The 17,742-nt window shown below is 61.0% G+C and carries 20 protein-coding genes; 7 read left to right on the forward strand and 13 right to left on the reverse strand.

Annotated features, from left to right (window positions below; translation table 11 throughout):
• Nucleotides 1-17 precede the first annotated feature (17 nt).
• The gene (locus tag OK142_RS04495) at nt 18-452 is read right to left on the reverse strand and encodes a c-type cytochrome (protein WP_216330961.1); all 435 of its coding nucleotides are present in this window, start codon (nt 450-452) and stop codon (nt 18-20) included.
• A 117-nt stretch (nt 453-569) separates the two neighbouring features.
• Nucleotides 570-1,199 carry a LysE family translocator gene (locus OK142_RS04500; protein ID WP_216330960.1) on the reverse strand — a complete coding sequence of 210 codons (630 nt, stop codon included), beginning with the start codon at nt 1,197-1,199 and terminating at the stop codon, nt 570-572.
• A gap of 133 nt (nt 1,200-1,332) precedes the next feature.
• Here OK142_RS04500 and OK142_RS04505 point away from each other — a divergent pair, with 133 nt between their 5' ends.
• On the forward strand, nt 1,333-2,049 hold the full coding sequence (locus OK142_RS04505) for a helix-turn-helix transcriptional regulator (protein ID WP_498681288.1): 717 nt from the start codon (nt 1,333-1,335) through the stop codon (nt 2,047-2,049).
• A 141-nt stretch (nt 2,050-2,190) separates the two neighbouring features.
• Here the strand turns inward: OK142_RS04505 and OK142_RS04510 are convergent, their stop codons facing one another.
• Both OK142_RS04510 and OK142_RS04515 read right to left on the reverse strand, forming a co-directional pair.
• Nucleotides 2,191-3,096: a metallophosphoesterase gene (locus OK142_RS04510; protein ID WP_498681290.1), complete on the reverse strand. Its 906-nt coding sequence runs from the start codon at nt 3,094-3,096 to the stop codon at nt 2,191-2,193.
• 130 nt (nt 3,097-3,226) lie between these two features.
• Nucleotides 3,227-3,829, reverse strand: coding sequence for a superoxide dismutase (locus tag OK142_RS04515; RefSeq protein WP_003494380.1), 603 nt, complete (start codon nt 3,827-3,829; stop codon nt 3,227-3,229).
• Nucleotides 3,830-4,049: 220 nt separating this feature from the next.
• Here OK142_RS04515 and OK142_RS04520 point away from each other — a divergent pair, with 220 nt between their 5' ends.
• Complete coding sequence (locus OK142_RS04520; protein WP_003494379.1) at nt 4,050-4,394, forward strand: hypothetical protein; 345 nt, start codon at nt 4,050-4,052, stop codon at nt 4,392-4,394.
• A gap of 4 nt (nt 4,395-4,398) precedes the next feature.
• Here the strand turns inward: OK142_RS04520 and OK142_RS04525 are convergent, their stop codons facing one another.
• Complete coding sequence (locus OK142_RS04525; RefSeq protein WP_035242042.1) at nt 4,399-4,941, reverse strand: GNAT family N-acetyltransferase; 543 nt, start codon at nt 4,939-4,941, stop codon at nt 4,399-4,401.
• A gap of 96 nt (nt 4,942-5,037) precedes the next feature.
• Between OK142_RS04525 and OK142_RS04530 the strand changes: the two genes are divergently transcribed.
• Complete coding sequence (locus tag OK142_RS04530; protein ID WP_498681294.1) at nt 5,038-5,925, forward strand: LysR family transcriptional regulator; 888 nt, start codon at nt 5,038-5,040, stop codon at nt 5,923-5,925.
• 213 nt (nt 5,926-6,138) lie between these two features.
• Here the strand turns inward: OK142_RS04530 and OK142_RS04535 are convergent, their stop codons facing one another.
• Together OK142_RS04535 and OK142_RS04540 are read right to left on the reverse strand one after the other, a co-directional pair.
• Nucleotides 6,139-8,490 (reverse strand): methyl-accepting chemotaxis protein, encoded by a 2,352-nt coding sequence (locus tag OK142_RS04535; protein ID WP_498681295.1) that lies wholly within the window; start codon nt 8,488-8,490, stop codon nt 6,139-6,141.
• Nucleotides 8,491-8,659: 169 nt separating this feature from the next.
• Nucleotides 8,660-9,541, reverse strand: a complete 882-nt coding sequence (locus tag OK142_RS04540) for a branched-chain amino acid aminotransferase (protein ID WP_137037267.1) — start codon at nt 9,539-9,541, stop codon at nt 8,660-8,662.
• A gap of 382 nt (nt 9,542-9,923) precedes the next feature.
• Here OK142_RS04540 and tam point away from each other — a divergent pair, with 382 nt between their 5' ends.
• Nucleotides 9,924-10,694 (forward strand): trans-aconitate 2-methyltransferase, encoded by a 771-nt coding sequence (tam, locus tag OK142_RS04545; RefSeq protein ID WP_137037266.1) that lies wholly within the window; start codon nt 9,924-9,926, stop codon nt 10,692-10,694.
• 229 nt (nt 10,695-10,923) lie between these two features.
• On the opposite strand, the gene OK142_RS04550 is transcribed toward tam, so the two are convergent.
• Together OK142_RS04550 and OK142_RS04555 are read right to left on the reverse strand one after the other, a co-directional pair.
• On the reverse strand, nt 10,924-11,295 hold the full coding sequence (locus OK142_RS04550) for a VOC family protein (RefSeq protein ID WP_082183917.1): 372 nt from the start codon (nt 11,293-11,295) through the stop codon (nt 10,924-10,926).
• A gap of 48 nt (nt 11,296-11,343) precedes the next feature.
• Nucleotides 11,344-12,054 (reverse strand): helix-turn-helix transcriptional regulator, encoded by a 711-nt coding sequence (locus OK142_RS04555; protein WP_498681298.1) that lies wholly within the window; start codon nt 12,052-12,054, stop codon nt 11,344-11,346.
• Between the two features lie 182 nt (nt 12,055-12,236).
• Here OK142_RS04555 and OK142_RS04560 point away from each other — a divergent pair, with 182 nt between their 5' ends.
• Both OK142_RS04560 and OK142_RS04565 read left to right on the forward strand, forming a co-directional pair.
• Nucleotides 12,237-13,163 carry a bestrophin family protein gene (locus OK142_RS04560; RefSeq protein ID WP_498681300.1) on the forward strand — a complete coding sequence of 309 codons (927 nt, stop codon included), beginning with the start codon at nt 12,237-12,239 and terminating at the stop codon, nt 13,161-13,163.
• A 109-nt stretch (nt 13,164-13,272) separates the two neighbouring features.
• The gene (locus tag OK142_RS04565; RefSeq protein ID WP_137037262.1) at nt 13,273-14,100 is read left to right on the forward strand and encodes an aldo/keto reductase; all 828 of its coding nucleotides are present in this window, start codon (nt 13,273-13,275) and stop codon (nt 14,098-14,100) included.
• 30 nt (nt 14,101-14,130) lie between these two features.
• Here the strand turns inward: OK142_RS04565 and OK142_RS04570 are convergent, their stop codons facing one another.
• The 3 genes from OK142_RS04570 to OK142_RS04580 all read right to left on the reverse strand — a co-directional run bounded on the left by OK142_RS04570 (nt 14,131) and on the right by OK142_RS04580 (nt 16,610).
• Entirely contained in the window at nt 14,131-14,742 is a 612-nt protein-coding gene (locus OK142_RS04570; RefSeq protein ID WP_498681303.1) for a LysE family translocator, read from the reverse strand.
• A gap of 235 nt (nt 14,743-14,977) precedes the next feature.
• The gene (locus OK142_RS04575) at nt 14,978-15,784 is read right to left on the reverse strand and encodes an AraC family transcriptional regulator (RefSeq protein ID WP_498681306.1); all 807 of its coding nucleotides are present in this window, start codon (nt 15,782-15,784) and stop codon (nt 14,978-14,980) included.
• A 67-nt stretch (nt 15,785-15,851) separates the two neighbouring features.
• Nucleotides 15,852-16,610, reverse strand: coding sequence for an SDR family oxidoreductase (locus OK142_RS04580; protein WP_498681308.1), 759 nt, complete (start codon nt 16,608-16,610; stop codon nt 15,852-15,854).
• A gap of 114 nt (nt 16,611-16,724) precedes the next feature.
• Here OK142_RS04580 and OK142_RS04585 point away from each other — a divergent pair, with 114 nt between their 5' ends.
• Nucleotides 16,725-17,156 (forward strand): winged helix-turn-helix transcriptional regulator, encoded by a 432-nt coding sequence (locus OK142_RS04585; RefSeq protein ID WP_498681310.1) that lies wholly within the window; start codon nt 16,725-16,727, stop codon nt 17,154-17,156.
• A gap of 7 nt (nt 17,157-17,163) precedes the next feature.
• Here OK142_RS04585 and OK142_RS04590 read toward each other — a convergent pair whose 3' ends face one another.
• On the reverse strand, nt 17,164-17,559 hold the full coding sequence (locus tag OK142_RS04590; protein ID WP_003494362.1) for a hypothetical protein: 396 nt from the start codon (nt 17,557-17,559) through the stop codon (nt 17,164-17,166).
• Nucleotides 17,560-17,742 lie beyond the last annotated feature (183 nt).

Raw genomic sequence — 17,742 nt, forward strand, 5'->3', positions numbered from 1 at the left:
AGCAGTCTTCCGACACATTATTTCTTCAGACGATAGGTCTGGTGGCAGGTGCCGCAGTCTGCACCGAGCGTCTTCATGGCGGTGGTGACGCCCGCTTCATCGGTGGGGAGATTGGCGAGAACCGTGTCCGCATCCGCACCGAGCTTCGCCGCCTTGGCCTTGAAGTCATCGAAATTTTCCCAGATGGCGGGGGCCGCAGCACTGCCGGTCTCGCTGCCGGGCGGGAACTGGTCGGGGAAAGCCTTGGCGTTGGCGCTGATGGCCGTGACGGCTGCCTTGACAACGTCGGCGTCGAAGGGCTTCTGGCCCTTGGAGATAGCGGCGAGCGCACCCATGGAGCCACCGATCTGCTTCATCATGCCTTCACGCTTTTCGACTTCGCCGGCAGCATAGACCGCTCCGGCGCAAAGACAGCCGAAAAGCATGGCCGCCGCGATGGTTTTCAGTTTCATACACTCTCTCCTTGATTCCGGCGGACGCCGGACGCTAGATGGAACGGCGCGAGGATGCCCTTTCCGGATGGCGAAAAGAAGTCACATTGCGGTGAATTCCCTCGTGAAAACAGAAGTCTAGGACAAGGCCTCCCAAAGCGTCAGCAGGGCCGCGGCAATCAGCATGAAACCGGCGGCGCGGCCGATGAAGATCGTGGCGCCCGGCGAAGAAACGAGCCATGCCCGGCTTTTATCCGCCGTCAGCGCCAGAGCGCCATAGACCGTGAACTGGGTGACCGCCACCATCGCGCCCATCACCAGCCCCTGCATCCAGATCGGGCCATAGACGGGTTTGAGAAATTGCGGGTAGATCGCCATCATGAACAGATAGGCTTTCGGATTGGAAAGGCAGGTCAGCACCGCCCGCCAGAACGCCTTTCTGACCGAGGCGCTCGCCTGCGCCTCATCACCGTTCACGACGATCGCGCTGCGCATCAGGCCGATGCCGATCCAGATCATATAGGCCGCACCGAAGACCAGCAGCGGCAGGAAAAGCGACGGCATCCAGGCGGCAAGCATGCCGACGCCCAGGGCGCCGTAAAGCGAATGTACGATGCCGCCCGCGCTCATGCCGCTTGCGGCGGAAAGGCCGGTTCTCTTGCCGCCCGTCAGCGCGCTTGCCAGCACGAACAGCATGTCCATGCCCGGCAGGATGATGATGCCGAACAGGACCAGAAAGAAAAGCCAGAGATTTTCAGCATAACTCATGTCAGTATCTCCCAAGACAGTTTGCGACACATTCGGGAAAGCATATGTTTCTCAATGTGTTTTCCTGTTTATAGGAAAAGCCAACTGACAGCGTTGTGTCAGTTGCGTGGTGAAGGAACCGGGAAAAACGGCAATGCGCAAGGCGTCGAGACTATTCGAGATCATTCAGATCCTGCGGGTGGCGCGCAGGCCGGTGACCGCGCAGACCATTGCCGAGACGCTGGAAGTGACGGCGCGCTCGGTCTATCGCGATATAGCCGCCCTTCAGACCATGCGTGTGCCGATCGAGGGGGAACGCGGTGTCGGTTACATCCTGCGTCCCGGCTTCAACCTGCCGCCGCTGATGTTTTCCATCGAGGAGACCGAGGCAATCGTGCTTGCGCTCGCCATGGTTGCCCGCACGGGGGATGCCGAATTGCGGCAGGCGGCAAAAAAGGTCAGCGACAAGATCGCCGCATCCCTGCCCGAACCGCTGTCGAAGATGCTCTCCGCCAATGCCCTGCATGCCTGGGGCAGCATCGCCCCCTCACCCGCAGGCATCGATCTCTCCATGGTCAGGCGGGCGGTGCGCGACGAGGAGCGACTGGACCTCACCTATCGCGATGAAACCGGCGCAGAGACCCGGCGGCAGATCCGGCCCATTGCCGTGATCTATTATTCGGAAACGGTGAATATCGTCGCCTGGTGCGAATTGCGCCAGGCGATCCGCAACTTTCGCTCGGACCGGGTGATGGCCTGCAAAACCACGGGCAGCTTTTTCAAGATGGAAGGCGAAAGGTTGCGGCAATTGTGGATGAGCGGCTGGCAGAGCAATCAGCTGGGCAGAGATATGGAACGTGCCGGTGACTAAGGCGAGCCCTCATTCCTGTGCTCGTCACAGGAATCCAGCCGACGCGCGTCTGCGCGGCGGGAGGAGTCCTTTCAGCCCAAGGACTTGGGCTGGCTGGATTCCTGTGACAAGCACAGGAATGAGGGCCGAGATTTGCCGATCTCAACCCGCCATTTCTTGACCATGACCGACATTGTTGAGCCGCTCTAAAGACTTCTGCCGCAGATGCTCCAGCACCCGATCCTCCTCGCGCCCGAAACCGCGAATGACGATCCGGTCGGTAAAAACATCGGCGATGGCGAAGGTGTTCTGGTCGGGTGTATCCACCATGCCCTTGAAGTTGACGAAGTGGGTATTGCCCAGCACGCCGTAATTGCCATCGTGGTTATGGCCGCTGAACCATGCGATGACCGAAGGGTGCGCGCCTAAAAGATCAAGGATGCGCGGCGCATCCCACATATTGTGGGCGTTTTCCGGATAGACCGGATAGTGACAGAGAACGACCACTTTTTCGCCTGCCGCGTCCGCCTTCTGCAGAACGGTGCGCAGCCATTCGAACTGCTCGTCGCTGAGCGATGCGTTCCAGTCTTGCGCATTGATGGCTTCAGCATCTTGCAGGCGCTTCAGCCTGTTTTCAGCAAGCGCGCGGCGCGGATCACCGGGCGGCGGGGCAAAGAGGCTGACTTCGTTGCCGTCAAGCACGACGAAGCGTATCTCGCCGATGGCGAAATCATGCCAGGGAGCCTTCATGCCGAGACGGGCATGGATGGCGGGCAGATGCTCGGGGGAAACGGAAAAATCGTGATTGCCCGGCAGCATGACCGAGGGATGGCGAAGGGTGTCATAAACGCCGAGGATCGCCTCGAAATTTTCAAAGCCGCGGTCGATGATGTCGCCAAGCGTCACCACGAAGGCCAGGTCCTCGCGGTTGAAGGCATCGATCGCCTGCGCCAGTTTTTTCGGGCTCTCTGCATAATACCGGCCCATTTCCGGGCGGGGATCAGCATCGGCATATTGGGGATCGGCAACGATGCCGAAGGAGAAGAGCGGTCTGGTTTTTTCAGTCATGATGCGCCGCGATAAACCCGGCTGATGACAGGCTTGTGACAAGCCGGGGCGACAGTTGGATTGTACGGCCTCAAAAGCAGAACACCCGGCCTGAGGGGCCGGGTGTTCGAAAAGTTCCAGTCAGCAAGCCTTACTTGGCAGCAGCCTCGTAACGCTCCAGGACGTAGTCCCAGTTGATGAGGTTGTCGACGAAGGCTTCGAGGTACTTCGGACGCAGGTTGCGGTAGTCGATGTAGTAGGAGTGTTCCCATACGTCGACGCCGAGGATCGGCTCTGCACCGTGAACCAGCGGGTTTTCGCCGTTCGGGGTCTTGGAGATTTCGAGCTTGCCGTTCTTGACGGAGAGCCACGCCCAGCCGGAGCCGAACTGCGTGGTGCCGGCGGCGATGAAATCAGCCTTGAACTTGTCGTAACCGCCGAGATCGGAGGCGATTGCCTGTTCCAGCTTGCCCGGCAGCTTGTTTCCGCCGCCGTCCTTCTTCATCCACTTCCAGAAATGGACGTGGTTGTAGTGCTGGGCAGCGTTGTTGAAGAGACCGGCATTGGTGCCAAAGGACTTCTTCACGACTTCCTCAAGCGACAGGTCGGAAAGACCTGCTTCAGCAGCCAGCTTGTTGCCGTTGTCGACATATGCCTTGTGGTGCTTGTCGTGATGGAACTCGAGCGTCTCGCGCGACATGTAGGGTGCAAGCGCGTCGTAGTCGTAGGGGAGTTCAGGAAGTTCGAAGGCCATGGTTTTTACTCCTTTTTGCAGCGGGTTACCGCTCCTAGAAACCGTGTGAGCGGACCATAGGAGCGAACCTCTGTTTGGGCAACCTGCGAAATATCAAAATGTTCCGACAAAAGAGAAAATTCCTCCTCTGACAGCCGCCACCACATTTGTTTCACAACCTTGGCGTACCGTTTTCCACCCTATCGGTTCGCTTTTGCCGAGATTGCAGGAAGGAAATTCCATGACGCGCTCCATCACCCGAAACATTCTCGCTGTCGCCGCCTTCTCGTCGCTGGCTCTGCCCGCCTCCGCCTCGTCGGACGATGCGTGGAAGGAATTCGTGGCGGATGTGCAGACGGCATGCCTTGCCGCAAGCAAAGACATGATCGAAGACGCCAAGGCCGTGGTCGATCCGGTCGGCAGCGAGAATTACGGCCTCGCCATCATCACCGGCAAGGCCAAGGGTGCTGACGCGACGATCAGCCATATCTGCGTCTATGACAAGAAGACCAAGGCCGTCGAACTCGGCAGCGAGCTTGCCGGCGATACGCTGAAGGTTGAAATTCCCGGCTCCACCAAGCCTTGATGCCTTAGAAACGGGGCGTGGTGTCGCCCACGCCCAGCGCACGCTGCATCAGCACTGTGTCCAGCCATTGGCCGTGTTTCCAGCCGATGGACCTGAAGGTGCCGACGTGCTCGAAACCGGCGGCGCGGTGCACGCCGATAGAGGCGGCGTTGGCGCTATCGCCGATAACCGCAATCATCTGCCTGAAGCCGCGCGAGGTCGCGTCCTCAATCAGCGCGTCGAGCAGTTTCCGGCCAATTCCCATGCCCTTTGCGGCGGGATCGACATAAACGGAATCTTCTACCGCAGCGCCATAGGCCGGGCGCGCGCGGTAGGCCCCGGCATAGGCATATCCTGCAACCTTTCCATCCATTTCGGCCACCAGATAGGGGTAATTTCCCTCCACCAGCAGACGGCGGCGCTCTAGCATCGTGTCCACGCCGGGCGGATCGATCTCGAAGCTGGCGCGGCCGTGCAGCACGGCGTCCCGGTAAATTTCGGTAATGGCTGGAATATCCGCCTCCTCACAGGGGCGGATCAAAAGGCTGGAAACGGTGGAAAGGGTCATTCTCTTGTCCTGCGGGTCATTCACGGCATCATTGTGCATTGCGATGCAATCAAAATAAAGATTATCTGTCTTATACAAACGATAAGGTTTTCTTTGATGATGGACCTCGATCTGCGGCAGGTTCGCAGCTTCATGGATGTAGCTGATCTCGGCAGCTTTTCCGCCGCCGCCGACAAGGCGGGGCTGACGCAGCCGGCCATCAGCCTGCACATCCGGCTGCTCGAAAAGCAGCTCGGCGTGCGGCTGATCGAAAGGGTCGGCAGGCGCGCGCAGCCAACGGCGGCAGGTCGGGATTTCCTGATCCATGCAAGGCGGATCGCCGAGGAAGTGGCGCATGCCATTGACACCGTCGCACCGCATCGCAACGGGGTGACGGGACGCCTGCGCATCGGCGCGGGGGCAACGGCCTGCATCTATCTGCTGCCGCCGGTGCTGGGCAGGATCCGGCAGACGATGCCGGGTATCGACATCGTCGTGCAGACCGGCAATACCCACGATATCCTGAGGCTTCTGGAAACCAATACGATCGACGCGGCGGTGGTGGCCCTGCCCGCGAGCGGCCGCAGCCTCGATATCAGCGATATCCATCTCGACGAACTGGTCGCCGTTTTCCCGCGCGGCTCCGTTCCCGCCGCAACGATCCTGAACGCGGAGACCCTTTCGACACAGCCGTTGCTGCTTTACGAGGGCGGCAATACGCGCAAGCTCGTGGATCAATGGTTTTCGACAGGCGGTCGCACCGTGCAACCGGCCATGGAGCTGGGCAGCGTCGAGGCCATCAAGAAACTTGCGGGCGCGGGCCTTGGCCTTGCCATCGTGCCGCGCATGGCGATGGAGCACGAAGGCGCAGCGTCGGGACTGGAGTGGCGCCCACTCGAGCCGCCGCTTGAGCGCAGGATCGCGCTGGCGCTGAGACGCGACAAGCACATGACCGCGCCGCTCAGGGCGCTTGCCGCTGCCTTGCCCGACCTGCGGAAACGATGAGGCCCGCGCCGGGTGAGGGCGCGAGCCTCGGCCTGTTGATGGGACACTTCTCTTCCGTCATGCCGGACTAGATCCGGCATCCAGCCACGGCGCGTCTGCGCCGTGAGACGACTCTTTCGCGATCAAGGACTTGATCGCACTGGACCCTGGATCAAGTCCGGGGTGACGGAGTGCGGATACTAGTTCCTTGCCATATCCAACGCTGGATCGCCTTCAGAACTCTGTCCACTCATCGCCCTTCACGGCCAGCGCCGCATTGCCGCGCGAGACGGCAACCGGGCGGGCCTTCGGGGCCGGAGCGGCAGGGGCACGGGCCGGGCTTGCGGCGCGCTGCATCTGCCTTGCCGTCTCATGCAGGGCGGAGGCTTGCTGGCCGAGCTGGAATTGCGCCAGCAGGGCATGGAGATTGGCGCATTCCTGCGCCAGCCCCGCGCCCGCCGCGTTCATTTCCTCGACCATCGCGGCGTTCTGCTGCGTGGCCTGGTCCATGTGGTTGACGGCGGTATTGACCTCGGCCAGACCGGCGGACTGTTCCTGCGCCGCGGTCGCGATGGCGTCCATATGGGCGTTGACGGAGAGCACCAGCTGCTCGATCTCGGAGAGGCCGACGCCGGTATCGGCAACCAGCTTTACGCCTTCACTGACGGCAATGGCGGAGGTGTTGATGAGCTGCTTGATCTCCTTTGCCGCATTGGCCGAGCGCTGCGCCAGTTCACGCACTTCCTGCGCCACGACCGCAAAGCCCTTGCCGGCATCGCCTGCCCGCGCCGCCTCGACGCCGGCATTCAGCGCCAGAAGGTTGGTCTGGAACGCGATTTCATCGATGACGCCGATGATCTGGCCGATCTGGCGTGAGGAATGCTCGATGCGCTCCATGGCGGAGACGGCATCACGCACCACCTTGCCGGAATGATCCGCCTTAGTGCGTGCCTCGCGCACCGTGTCGCGCGCGTCCCCCGTCCGCTTCGAGGTGGCCGAGACGTTGGCAGTGATCTGTTCCAGCGCGGCGGCTGTTTCCTCAAGAGAGGCTGCCTGCTGCTCCGTGCGGCGGGAAAGATCGTCGGAAGCGGAGGATACTTCATGCGCGCCGCCATTCACGGTCTGCACGGAGTTGCCCACACTTGCCAGCGCCTCGCGTAGCTGAACGACGGAGCTGTTGAAATCATGCCGCAATGCTTCGAATTGCGGTGCGAAGGGCGTGGCGATCTCGCAGACCATGTCGCCGGAGGCAAGCCGGCGCAGGCCGCCCGCCAGTGAGCCCGTTGCCTGATTGAGACGTTCCTCGGCCTCGGCCTCGGCGCGTTGCTGCAGTTCGAAACGGTCGCGCTCGGCCTTTTCGCGATTGGCGTCCGCCTGCATCTCCAGCTCACGGTTGCGAATGGCGGCCTCGCGGAAAATCTCCACCGCACGGGCCATCTCGCCGATTTCGTCGCTGCGTCCGGCGCCGGGCACGTCGATGGAGAGGTTGCCGTTGGCGAGTTCCATCATCGCGTTGGTCAGGCGGCTGATCGGCCGGGTGACGCGGCCAACGATGACGCCGAGGCAGAGAATGCAGACGCCCAGCGTGAAAATGAAGGCCGCGAAATAGACCATGGAGCCGATGAAGGCGTCCTGTTTGGCTTTTTCCGCGTTGGCGTTCAGAATATTCATCGCTTCGGAGGCGATCTTCGCGACGGTATCAAGGTTCGCCGTTACCGTGTCACGCCATGTGTCGATGGTGAAAGCCGGGGTACGGCCGTTGTTCAGATCATCGACAAGTTTGGCGCGCTGGGTGATGAAATCGCCCTTGAAATAGGTCCTGTCGGCAACCGCATAGATATCCTTCAGCGATTGCGGCGTCGATTCATGCGCGACGAGTTCGCCGGTGGCTTTCCAGGCAAAGGCGGCACCGGCGTCGAAATTGTTGAGCTGCTGGGCTTCCTGCGCCGTCAGCGGGCGCTGCTGGGCCACGACCGCATTAATAACCACAGTGGCGCTGCCGCCGAGCGCACGCGCCGACCAGCCATAGGACCTGAGCTGTATGAGACCGGTCAGGCTCTGGTCCAGCGAGCGGACCTCGCCCTCCACCGCGATCGAGCCCGTTTCAAGCGCGGCCAGCAGGTCGGCGCCGAGCGCGAGCACGGTCTTGTCCAGCCCGCTTTCGCGGCGGTCGAGCGGCAGGGTGACGTTGGCATCGACCTTTTTGCGCAGTTCGAGGAACTGCGCGTAGATATCCTTCACGCGTTTAAGCGGCGCCTGAAGCCCGGCCTGATCTAGCGCTGCGGACTGCTCGAGAAACGCGCCCATGGCCGCATCCACCTTCTGGCGCGAGGCCTGAACGCTGGCGATGGTGCTCGCTGTCTTTGCCGGATCGACGGTCAGCGCCGAGGCGCTGTTGCCGCGTTCGCTGCGGAAATTCAGCAATGCATTGAAAAGAAGCTTGTCGATCGAGACGAGCTGCGCCACCTCGGAAAACGTGCGGGCGCGATTGACGGACTGCCACATGCCGTTGCCCACGAAACCCGCGAGCGCGATGCCGACAAGCAGGAAAAAGCCCACAAGTATATTGCGTATGCTGAAAGACATTGGTGGCCCCCATAGCCCAAATCGATAATGCCGCAAACTACAGGGTGCTTTTCTAAAATTAGATTAAACTCCCCTCATTTTGAGGGGGAAAATGGCGCTGGTTCAAAATAAAAAGCCGTGGCGGGTACAAACCTGCCACGGCTTTTGAAATCGTCGTTATTAACGGGTCTCAGACGTCGGCGCCGAGACGTGCCCAGTCCATGTAAAGATCAAGCGCCTTGCGCGCGACGGGGCCTGCCTGCAACTCGCGATCATCAAGCTTCACCACCGGCGAAACCTTGGAATAATTGCCCGAGCAGAAGATTTCATCCGCCTCGCGGAAATCCTCGACCGACAGCGTTGCCTCACGCACTTCGAAACCGGCCTGGCGCAGAAGGCCGATGACCCGCGAGCGGGTGATGCCGGCAAGGAAGGTGCGGTTCGGAACGGGGGTAAGGACGACGCCGTCCTTGACCATGAAGATGTTGGAAGAGGCCGATTCGGCGACATTGCCGTTCATGTCGCGCATGAGCGCATTGTCGAAACCCCGGGCGCGGGCTTCCAGAATGGCGCGGCCGCTATTGGGATAGAGGCTGCCAGCCTTGGCATCCGTCATCGCAGTTTCGGGCGAAGGACGGCGCAGTGGCGAAACGGTGAGCGTCAAGGGCTTGCCGGCATCCATCGGCGCTTCGAAAAGGCAGAGCGCAAAACGGGTGGAATTAGCGTCCGGTGCAACAACGCTGCCAACCGAACCATGTTCGGCCCAATACATCGGCTTGATGTAGATCGCGATCTTGCCATCGAATTTCTTGACGCCTTCCAGCGCGAGAGCCTCGATCTCTTCCGCCGTCATCGTCGGCTTCATGCCCATATTGGTGGCCGAGCGGTTGACGCGCTGGCAGTGCAGATCGAGATCGGGAGCGACGCCTTCAAACCAGCGTGCGCCGTCGAACACCGTGGAGGCCAGCCACATGGCATGCGAGGTCGGGCCGATAAGCGGCGGATTGCCGGGCAGCCATTGACCGTCAACATAGGTCCAGGTGGTTGATCGGGGTGCGGTATCGACGCTCATGATGGTCTCCTGTCCTAAGCATTTCCGCCTGGCGAAAACGCTCCGTCTTCTTGTTCTGGTGCATTTCCGGATGCAGAGCGCTTCGCGCTTTTGCCCATTGGGGTCTGGAAATCGGCGGGAGTGAATGCCTCTGACCGGGCGAGGTCAAGTTTTAATTGCCGCGATCTTCGATTTTGATGGAAAATAACAACGAGACGCCGTGACAAAGATGTTTTATGAGGCGAAACAAAAGGTTGATGAATAGGTTCATCACAATAATTCATGTGTCGGATGATGGCGGGGCAATTTCGCCCATGCGATGCTGGTGGTCTCACGGCGCCTGCGGCGTCCTTTACGCATCCTCGCTCGCCCGTCCGGATGCGACATTCAGCAGGAGGAAATCATGGCATGGTCCGCCCAGCAATATCTGAAATTCGAAGACGAGCGGACACGTCCCGCAAGGGATCTGCTGGCGCAGGTGCCGCTGGAGCGGGTGCTGAACGGCTTTGATCTGGGCTGCGGTCCCGGCAATTCCACCGAGCTTCTGACCGATCGCTACGGCGTCAACGTCATTACCGGCATCGACAGCGATGACGACATGCTGGAAAAGGCGGCTGACCGGCTGCCGAACACGCGTTTCGGCAAGGCCGATCTCGGCCAGTGGAAGCCGGCGCAGAAGGCGGACCTGCTTTATGCCAATGCGGTGTTCCAGTGGGTGCCGGACCATCTCGCCGTTCTTTCGCAGCTGATGGACCAGCTGGAAAGCGGCGGCGTTCTCGCCGTGCAGATGCCGGACAATCTGCAGGAGCCGACGCATCGCGCCATGGAGGAAACGGGCGCGAGCGGCCCCTGGAAGGACACGTTCACGGACGGCAAGCTGCGCCGCAAACCCCTGCCCGCACCGGCCGCCTATTTCGATGCGCTGGCGCCGAAATCCGCGCGGGTGGATGTGTGGCACACCATCTACAACCACCCGATGAAGGATGCGGAAAGCATCGTGGAATGGGTCAAGGGCACGGGCCTGCGCCCCTATCTTGCCGCCGCCGGAGAGGAAAACCGCGAGGCTTTCCTCGCTGACTATACAAGCCGTATCGCAGCTGCCTATCCACCGATGGCGGATGGCCGGCTGCTTCTACGCTTTCCCCGGCTTTTCGTGGTGGCGGTGAAGAAGTAGCGCGCGGTACGGGATGCGGCGTTTTTCGCATGCCGACGCACCCCTCCACCCTCATTCCCGTGCCTGTCACGGGAATCCAGCCAACGCGTGTCTACGCGGCGGGAAGAGTCTTTTCAGCCCAAGGACTTGGGCTGGCTGGTTCCCTGTGACAAGCACAGGGATGAGGAGAGCTTAGAGTACGACAGGGCTACGGCACACTATTTTGCCAATCGACCTCAACGCCTCATCTCTAACCCGCGAAAGCATAGACCCTCAGACGATGACCGTCGGGGTCGGCGGCGGTGAATGTGTGGCCAAACTCCATCGTGCCCGGCGGTTGGAGAATGGCGATGCCCTTCGCTTTCCAGCCGGAGAAGGTTTCGTCCACCTGCGCATCGGTTTCAACGCGGAAGGCAAGCTCGCCGCCGCCGCCCGTGACGGATGCCTTCGGCTCCACCGTGTGCCGCGACCAGAGGCCAAGCTTCATACCGTTCTGGAGGACGAACAGAGAAAATGTCGGAGACGCTTCGACCGGCCTGGCACCCAGCAGGTCCTTGTAAAACTCCGTGCTGGCTGGCGGGTTGTCGACGTAGAGAATGGTGAAATCAGGGTGGGTCGTCATGGCTGTTCTCCTTGGTTGCGGATGAACAGGTTCTAGACCCGCCTGCTGTCAGTTCCTGTCAGCATGGTATTGCCGACGCCGTTGTTTTTCCCGCTCGCGCCATTCCTTCAGCAGGGTCTGGCGGCGGCGCGGGTAACGCTTGTCCGTCACGTGGAAACTCTCGATGCGGTCGGCCCGGAAACTGCGGAAATCCTGCCGCGTCTCGCACCATGCCAGCACCACCCGCACAAGATCGAAAAAAGCAAGCGCGAAGGGCCAGACCACCCGTTCCGTCGCCTCCCCCTTTTCATCGCGATAGGTCAGTACGACCTTCATTTCCTTGCGGATCGTATCGCGAATGGCGGCGAGATCGACGCGGATGGCGGCCAGGGCCTGTCCGGGGCCGACGAGCAGCGTGGAATTGTCGAGTTCCTCGCGCAGGGTGTCGGGCAAGACGGCACCGATCTTCACGAGCGCATCACGGGCGGCCTGCGCCAACCTATCATCGGCACGGCCCGCCACCCAGCGCGACCCGAGCACCAGCGCCTCGATCTCCTGCTGCGAGAACATCAGCGGCGGCAACAGGAAACCGGGGCGCAGCACGTAACCTACACCCGCCTCGCCCTCAATGTCCGCACCCTGCGCCTGCAGCGTTGCAATATCACGGTAAAGCGTGCGAAGGCTGACGCCGGTCTGCGCGGCCAGCGCCGTGCCGCTGACCGGCATGCGGTGGGAGCGCAGGATCTGCAACAGATCAAGAAGCCGTTGTGAGCGCGACACGCGACCTTCCTCCACATTCCAATCTGCCGTTGGCGATCTTCGTGCCCGACAGGTAGCGCCGCCTGCCGCCGGGCGCAATCGCGTAAAAAAGGGTGGACAATACAGGCCTGCCATTATGTAGATATGCCCCGGGTTTTTGCTCCCATCACCACCCAGCTCACAGGCATTTTCGAGTCTCCGCCATGATCGTTCGTCCAAAACCGAACCTGCTGCAACTTTTCATCATCGTGCGCGGCTCCATCATCGTCCGCATCTTTCCGCAGGTGCTTGCCGTTTTCCTGCTGTCGACGCTCGTCGTCTGGGCGCACAAGGATCGGCCCGATCTGGTGCAGGCGCTGAACGGCGCGCCGTTTTCACTGCTGGGTATCGCGCTTTCGGTCTTCCTCGGCTTTCGCGCCAATGCCTGTTACGACCGCTGGTGGGAAGCCCGCAAGCAATGGGGTGCGCTGATTACCGTGGCGCGCACGCTCTCGCGCCAGAGCGCCCTTCTGGAAAGCCGGCAGGACGTCACCGATCCCGTCTCGCGCCGACGGATCATCGATCTCGCCATCGTCTTCTGCCACGAGCTGGTTTCGCATCTGCGCCCAGGCGGGGCGAAATCGGCTGTTGCCGGGCTCATCCCGGATGATCTGGCCGAGAACTACGCCCGCAGCCGCAACAGGCCGGAAATGCTCCTGCGCGGAATTTCAAGCGATCTCGTTGCCGCAAACGCAAAAGGGCAGATCAGCGATATCCAGCTGCAGATGCTGGATGCCACCGTGCAGCAGATGGGGGCCGCACTTGCCTCCTGCGAGCGTATTCGCCACACGCCGGTTCCCTTCGGTTATTCGCTGCTGCTGCACCGCACCGCACACCTCTTCTGCCTTTTGCTGCCGTTTGGTTTCACCGATCTGCTCGGCTGGGCCACGCCATTTACCAGCACACTGATCGCCTACACATTTTTCGGCCTCGATGCCCTGTCCGACGAGCTGGAAGACCCCTTCGGCACCGGCTTCAATGCGCTGCCGATCAATTCGCTCGCCACCGTCATCGAGATCAATCTGCGCGAGGCGATGGGCGAGACGGACCTTCCGGCCGATCCGCGCCCGGTGGATTACGTATTGATGTGATATCGCCCACCCGGTTGAAACCGATGGCGCGGACACCAGTTAATAAAAGACCGCTTCCCCGTCCGGCAGTCCTTGCCGGTCATGTTTTCAGCAAACAGGAGAGACATCCATGTATCACGTCAACGCCAATGGCGCGAATATTCCCGCCCTCGGTTTCGGCACCTTCCGCATTCCGGAAGACGATGTGCGGCGCATTCTGCCGGAGGCGCTGAAACTCGGTTTCCGCCATGTCGACACCGCGCAGATCTACAAGAACGAAGGTGCGGTCGGCGAGGTCATCGCGCAATCAGGCATTTCCCGGCACGATATTTTCCTGACCACCAAGGTCTGGGTGGACCGCTACCGGCACGATGATTTTCTAGCCTCGGTCGATGAAAGCCTGCAGAAATTGAAGACGGATTATGTCGATCTCCTGCTCCTGCACTGGCCGAAAAGCGATGTGCCGCTGGCGGAACGGATCGGTGCGCTGAACGAGGTGCGCAAAGCCGGAAAGGTCCGCAATATCGGCATTTCCAACTTCAACGTGGCGCTGACCGAAGAGGCGGTTAAACTGTCCGACACGCCGCTTGCCACCAACCAGATCGAATACCATCCCTATCTCGACCAGACGAAGGTGATCTCGGCAGCGCGCAAAAACGGGCTTTCGGTCACCGCCTATTATCTGATGGCCGATGGCCGGGTGCCGAACGATCCGGTGCTGAAGGATATCGGCGCAAGGCACGGCAAGACGGCGGCACAGGTGACCCTGCGCTGGGCCGTGCAGCAGCCGGATGTCGTGGCGCTTTCCAAGACCGCGACGGAAAGCCGCCTGAAGGAGAATTTCGACATTTTCGATTTTGCGCTCACGGAAGAAGAGATGCAGGCGATCCACGCGCTTGCCAAACCGAACGGCCGCATCGTCAGCCCCGGCCACCTCGCGCCCGATTGGGACGATTGAGACAACCGGTAGCGTGAGCCCGGCTGGGTCTCACCGCTGCGTCAAAGCCAGTTTCGCCCCGAGCGCCACGAAAGCGGCGGCGAAACTGCGTCTCAGCCAGGTGAGCACGGCCGGGCGCGCCACCACTTGGCGCCTGACCGAGGCGGCAAAGCAGCCGTAGAGCGCAAACACCAGAAACGTCATGGCCATGAAGATCAGCCCCAGATCGACCATGCGCCATGTCGGAGACACCTCCTCCGGCGCAATGAATTGCGGCAGGAACGCGAAAAAGAAGATCGACAGTTTGGGGTTCAGGAGATTGATCAGGATCGCCTCGCCAATCACTCGCGTGGCCTTGCGGTGCTCCTGGCCATCGTCGATCTTCAGCGCGCCGTCTTCCCGAAGCGTATTCCATGCCATGTAAAGCAGATAAGCGACGCCCAGATATTTGATCACGCCGAAAGCCAGCGCGCTGGCGTGCAGAATGGCGGCAAGGCCGGTGATGGCGGCCAGCAGATGCGGCACGATGCCAAGCGTACAGCCGAAGGCCGCAATGATGCTCGCTTTCGCCCCTTGCGAAAGACCGGCCGCGAGCGTGTAAACCACGCCTGTTCCCGGAGAGGCGACGACGACGAGGGATGTGATGAGGAATTCAAGGGTCATGAAAGCTGCAAGTCCTGTGGGATGGAGGACAGGAGCATGACTGTGCCCGGCGCGGGCGTCTTGGATGAAATTGCAGCTGGATACCGCCTAGGCTCCGCCCACTCCCCCTCATTCCTGTGCTTGTCACAGGAATCCAGTCGACGCGCGTCTGCGCGGCGGGCAGGTGTCCTTTCAGCGCAAAGACTTGGGCTGGCTGGATTCCTGTGACAAGCACAGGAATGAGGGAGGATAGCTTCTACGAAACTGCCGCCCTATAGGCAGCCGGCGTGACCCCGAACTGCCGCACGAAAAGCCGGTTCAAATGGCTCTGGTCGGAAAAACCGGTGGAAAACGCCACATCGGCGGGTGGAGCACCCTTGGCCAGCGCATCCCGTGCCAGATGCAGGCGTCGCTGCAAAAGGTAGCGGTGCGGCGTCAGCCCCGTGGCCTTGCTGAAGGATCGAAGGAAGCGGAACTGGCTCATGCCGGCCTCCCGCGCCAGATCGGTTAGGCGAAACGATCGGGCGGGATCGTCATCGATGCTGCTTTTCGCCCGTCTTATGCTGCCCGGCGCGGCCGTCTCGCGTGGCGTTGCCACCGTTTCCATCGCACCTGCCAGAAGCATCAGCAGCGTCTCATCGCAATGCAGGGTCTCGCCCGGTCGATCCGTTGCCGTCACGGCTGAAAAAAGCGCCCGGAACCGGTCTGCCAGGGGCCTGGTATCGACGGGGTGGGAAAATTCGAAACTGCCGCGATCCTTTTCGCGGACATCGGCAATCGTATCCCGCACGATATCGACGTCGAGATAGAGCATCCGCCAGGCGCGGCCGCCCTCTCCCAGCGGAATGCCGTCATGGACCTCACCCGGGTTGACCGTGATGACATGGCCCGCTTTCGCCTCCACCATGCCGCGACCGGAGAGCGATTTCTGCGCGCCGCGCTCCACAAGGCCAATGCCGAACTGGTCGTGCATGTGGCGTGGGAAGGCACGGTCGCTATCCGCCACAACCGCAGAGATACCGGGCATGGCAGTTTTCGGCATGAGGAATTGACGACTGCCCATAAAAAACCTGGCGCTCCCTTCAAAGAACGCCAGGCTATCACAGGCAGCCTGCCCCGCACAGGGACGCTTACGGATGCATGCCGTTGATCATGCCGAAGACCTGATCGAAATTGCCGTTCTGGGCGGCAAAACGCAGCGGCTTGCAACGCTCCACCACCACTTCCCTGTCCTCCGGGCGGTTGGTCAGAATATCCATCACTTCGGAAATGAAGGCCTCGAGCGGCATGGCCCTTTCGTCCTTTGCCTGCCCTTGGCCCATCAGCGTCGTCTGCACATAGGGCGGCACGATTTCGATGACATCCACCGGGGTCTCTTTCAACTGCTCACGCAGCGCGACCGAATAAGCATGGATGGCCGATTTGGTGGCGCTGTAGGTGGGGGTCAGCACCATGGGTACGAAGGCGAGGCCGGAGGATACCGTCAGCACCGTGGCCTCAGGCTGTTTTAGGAAATGCGGCAGGAGCGCCGCCGTCAGCCGGATGGGTGCAAGAAGGTTGGTGGCGATGGTTTCCTCTGCCGTCTCCAGATAATCCGGGGCCGCGCCGATATCCTCCGGCCGCATGATGCCGGCATTGTTGATGACGGCGTTGAGCGTCGGGTGCGCCTTGATGAGACTGTCCGCAAAAGCGCGGATGCCATCGGCATCGGTCGCGTCCATGACCACCGAGGCCATGCCGGGATTGGCCGCCGTCACCTCATCCAGCACGGTCTGGCGGCGGCCGGAAATGACCACCTTGTTGCCGCGCTGGTGAAACGCTTCCGCCAGCGCCCGCCCGATGCCGGAGCCGCCACCGGTGATGAGAATGGTGTTGCCTGTCGTTTTCATCGGAAAATCCTTACCTGTTGTCGTGCTTGTGGGATGACAGGAAATTAGCTACTCTACTCTCCATTCGTAAGTAGGCACCCAAAAGAATTATACTTACCCAAAGGAGAGTGCAAGATGAAACGGCACGCCGCCGATCCCGCGATCGAGAACAGGCGCAAGGTCTCGCCGCCCACTGAAACCGATCCGGTCATCGAGGCGCTGGTGCAGGACATCATCGCGAAAGTGGCGGACAAATGGACGATGCTGATCCTTGAGGTGCTGGAAGAGAACGGCACCCTGCGCTTCACGCAGATCGGCAGGCTTGTCGGCACCATCAGCCAGAAGATGCTGACGAAAACGCTGAGGCAGATGGAATGCGACGGGCTGGTGCGCCGCACCGTGCACCCCGTCATTCCGCCGCATGTGGATTATGATCTCACGCCACTCGGCAGAACGCTTGGCAGCGCCTTTTGCGGCGTATGGATCTGGGCGGAAACGCACCATGCGGAAATAGAAGAGGCGCGGCGCCTGTTCAACGAACAGCCGCCGCGCCCCGCATTGGAGTAACCTCGCATCAAGCGAACTGGCTGAGGCCCGGAACCGAAGCGATCACCTGATCGACAACCTCATCGCCCGCATGCTGACGGGCAACGGCGATGGTTTCCTTGGCGAGCGTGGAAATTTCGCCCATGCCGAGGCCCTGGCTCATCAGCTGCTGGCCGAGACCCATGATGCCGCCGCCGCCAATCGCGCTCATCAGGCCGCCGAGCAGGCCGCCACCGTTGCCGGCGCCCTCGCCGTTATACTGCGCCACCAGATCGCTGGCGCCCGGAATGGCTTCGATCATGCGGGCGATCGGACCGTCTGCGGCCTCGCGCTGGAGAAAACCCAGAATCATGCCAACGGCCTTTTCGGCCAATGCAGGGTCGATACCCGCCTTTGCGGCGATCTGATCTACGACTTCGTTCATTCTTGCCTCCTGTTGAAAAACGACGCCAACATCGAATAACTGACGTTAACGTCAACGTAAAACAATCCCATGCCGCATTCAAGCGGGCGGCGGGCGGGTGCGGCAACTTTCATGAGGCGGTTTTTCTTCATCGCCATCAAGCAGTTGTTGCGCCTTGAAACTGTCCTTATAAGATCATCACAA

Source organism: Agrobacterium sp. BT-220-3 (genome assembly GCF_025910175.1).
Classification (GTDB): Bacteria; Pseudomonadota; Alphaproteobacteria; order Rhizobiales; family Rhizobiaceae; genus Agrobacterium; species Agrobacterium oryzihabitans.

What these genes read in the sequence shown, in the direction of transcription:
- OK142_RS04495 (WP_216330961.1), bottom strand. Translation starts at nt 452, where the DNA reads ATGAAACTGAAAACCATCGCGGCGGCCATGCTTTTCGGCTGTCTTTGC.
- OK142_RS04500 (WP_216330960.1), bottom strand. Translation starts at nt 1,199, where the DNA reads ATGAGTTATGCTGAAAATCTCTGGCTTTTCTTTCTGGTCCTGTTCGGC.
- OK142_RS04505 (WP_498681288.1), top strand. Translation starts at nt 1,333, where the DNA reads ATGCGCAAGGCGTCGAGACTATTCGAGATCATTCAGATCCTGCGGGTG.
- OK142_RS04510 (WP_498681290.1), bottom strand. Translation starts at nt 3,096, where the DNA reads ATGACTGAAAAAACCAGACCGCTCTTCTCCTTCGGCATCGTTGCCGAT.
- OK142_RS04515 (WP_003494380.1), bottom strand. Translation starts at nt 3,829, where the DNA reads ATGGCCTTCGAACTTCCTGAACTCCCCTACGACTACGACGCGCTTGCA.
- OK142_RS04520 (WP_003494379.1), top strand. Translation starts at nt 4,050, where the DNA reads ATGACGCGCTCCATCACCCGAAACATTCTCGCTGTCGCCGCCTTCTCG.
- OK142_RS04525 (WP_035242042.1), bottom strand. Translation starts at nt 4,941, where the DNA reads ATGACCCTTTCCACCGTTTCCAGCCTTTTGATCCGCCCCTGTGAGGAG.
- OK142_RS04530 (WP_498681294.1), top strand. Translation starts at nt 5,038, where the DNA reads ATGATGGACCTCGATCTGCGGCAGGTTCGCAGCTTCATGGATGTAGCT.
- OK142_RS04535 (WP_498681295.1), bottom strand. Translation starts at nt 8,490, where the DNA reads ATGTCTTTCAGCATACGCAATATACTTGTGGGCTTTTTCCTGCTTGTC.
- OK142_RS04540 (WP_137037267.1), bottom strand. Translation starts at nt 9,541, where the DNA reads ATGAGCGTCGATACCGCACCCCGATCAACCACCTGGACCTATGTTGAC.
- tam (WP_137037266.1), top strand. Translation starts at nt 9,924, where the DNA reads ATGGCATGGTCCGCCCAGCAATATCTGAAATTCGAAGACGAGCGGACA.
- OK142_RS04550 (WP_082183917.1), bottom strand. Translation starts at nt 11,295, where the DNA reads ATGACGACCCACCCTGATTTCACCATTCTCTACGTCGACAACCCGCCA.
- OK142_RS04560 (WP_498681300.1), top strand. Translation starts at nt 12,237, where the DNA reads ATGATCGTTCGTCCAAAACCGAACCTGCTGCAACTTTTCATCATCGTG.
- OK142_RS04565 (WP_137037262.1), top strand. Translation starts at nt 13,273, where the DNA reads ATGTATCACGTCAACGCCAATGGCGCGAATATTCCCGCCCTCGGTTTC.
- OK142_RS04570 (WP_498681303.1), bottom strand. Translation starts at nt 14,742, where the DNA reads ATGACCCTTGAATTCCTCATCACATCCCTCGTCGTCGTCGCCTCTCCG.
- OK142_RS04575 (WP_498681306.1), bottom strand. Translation starts at nt 15,784, where the DNA reads ATGGGCAGTCGTCAATTCCTCATGCCGAAAACTGCCATGCCCGGTATC.
- OK142_RS04580 (WP_498681308.1), bottom strand. Translation starts at nt 16,610, where the DNA reads ATGAAAACGACAGGCAACACCATTCTCATCACCGGTGGCGGCTCCGGC.
- OK142_RS04585 (WP_498681310.1), top strand. Translation starts at nt 16,725, where the DNA reads ATGAAACGGCACGCCGCCGATCCCGCGATCGAGAACAGGCGCAAGGTC.
- OK142_RS04590 (WP_003494362.1), bottom strand. Translation starts at nt 17,559, where the DNA reads ATGAACGAAGTCGTAGATCAGATCGCCGCAAAGGCGGGTATCGACCCT.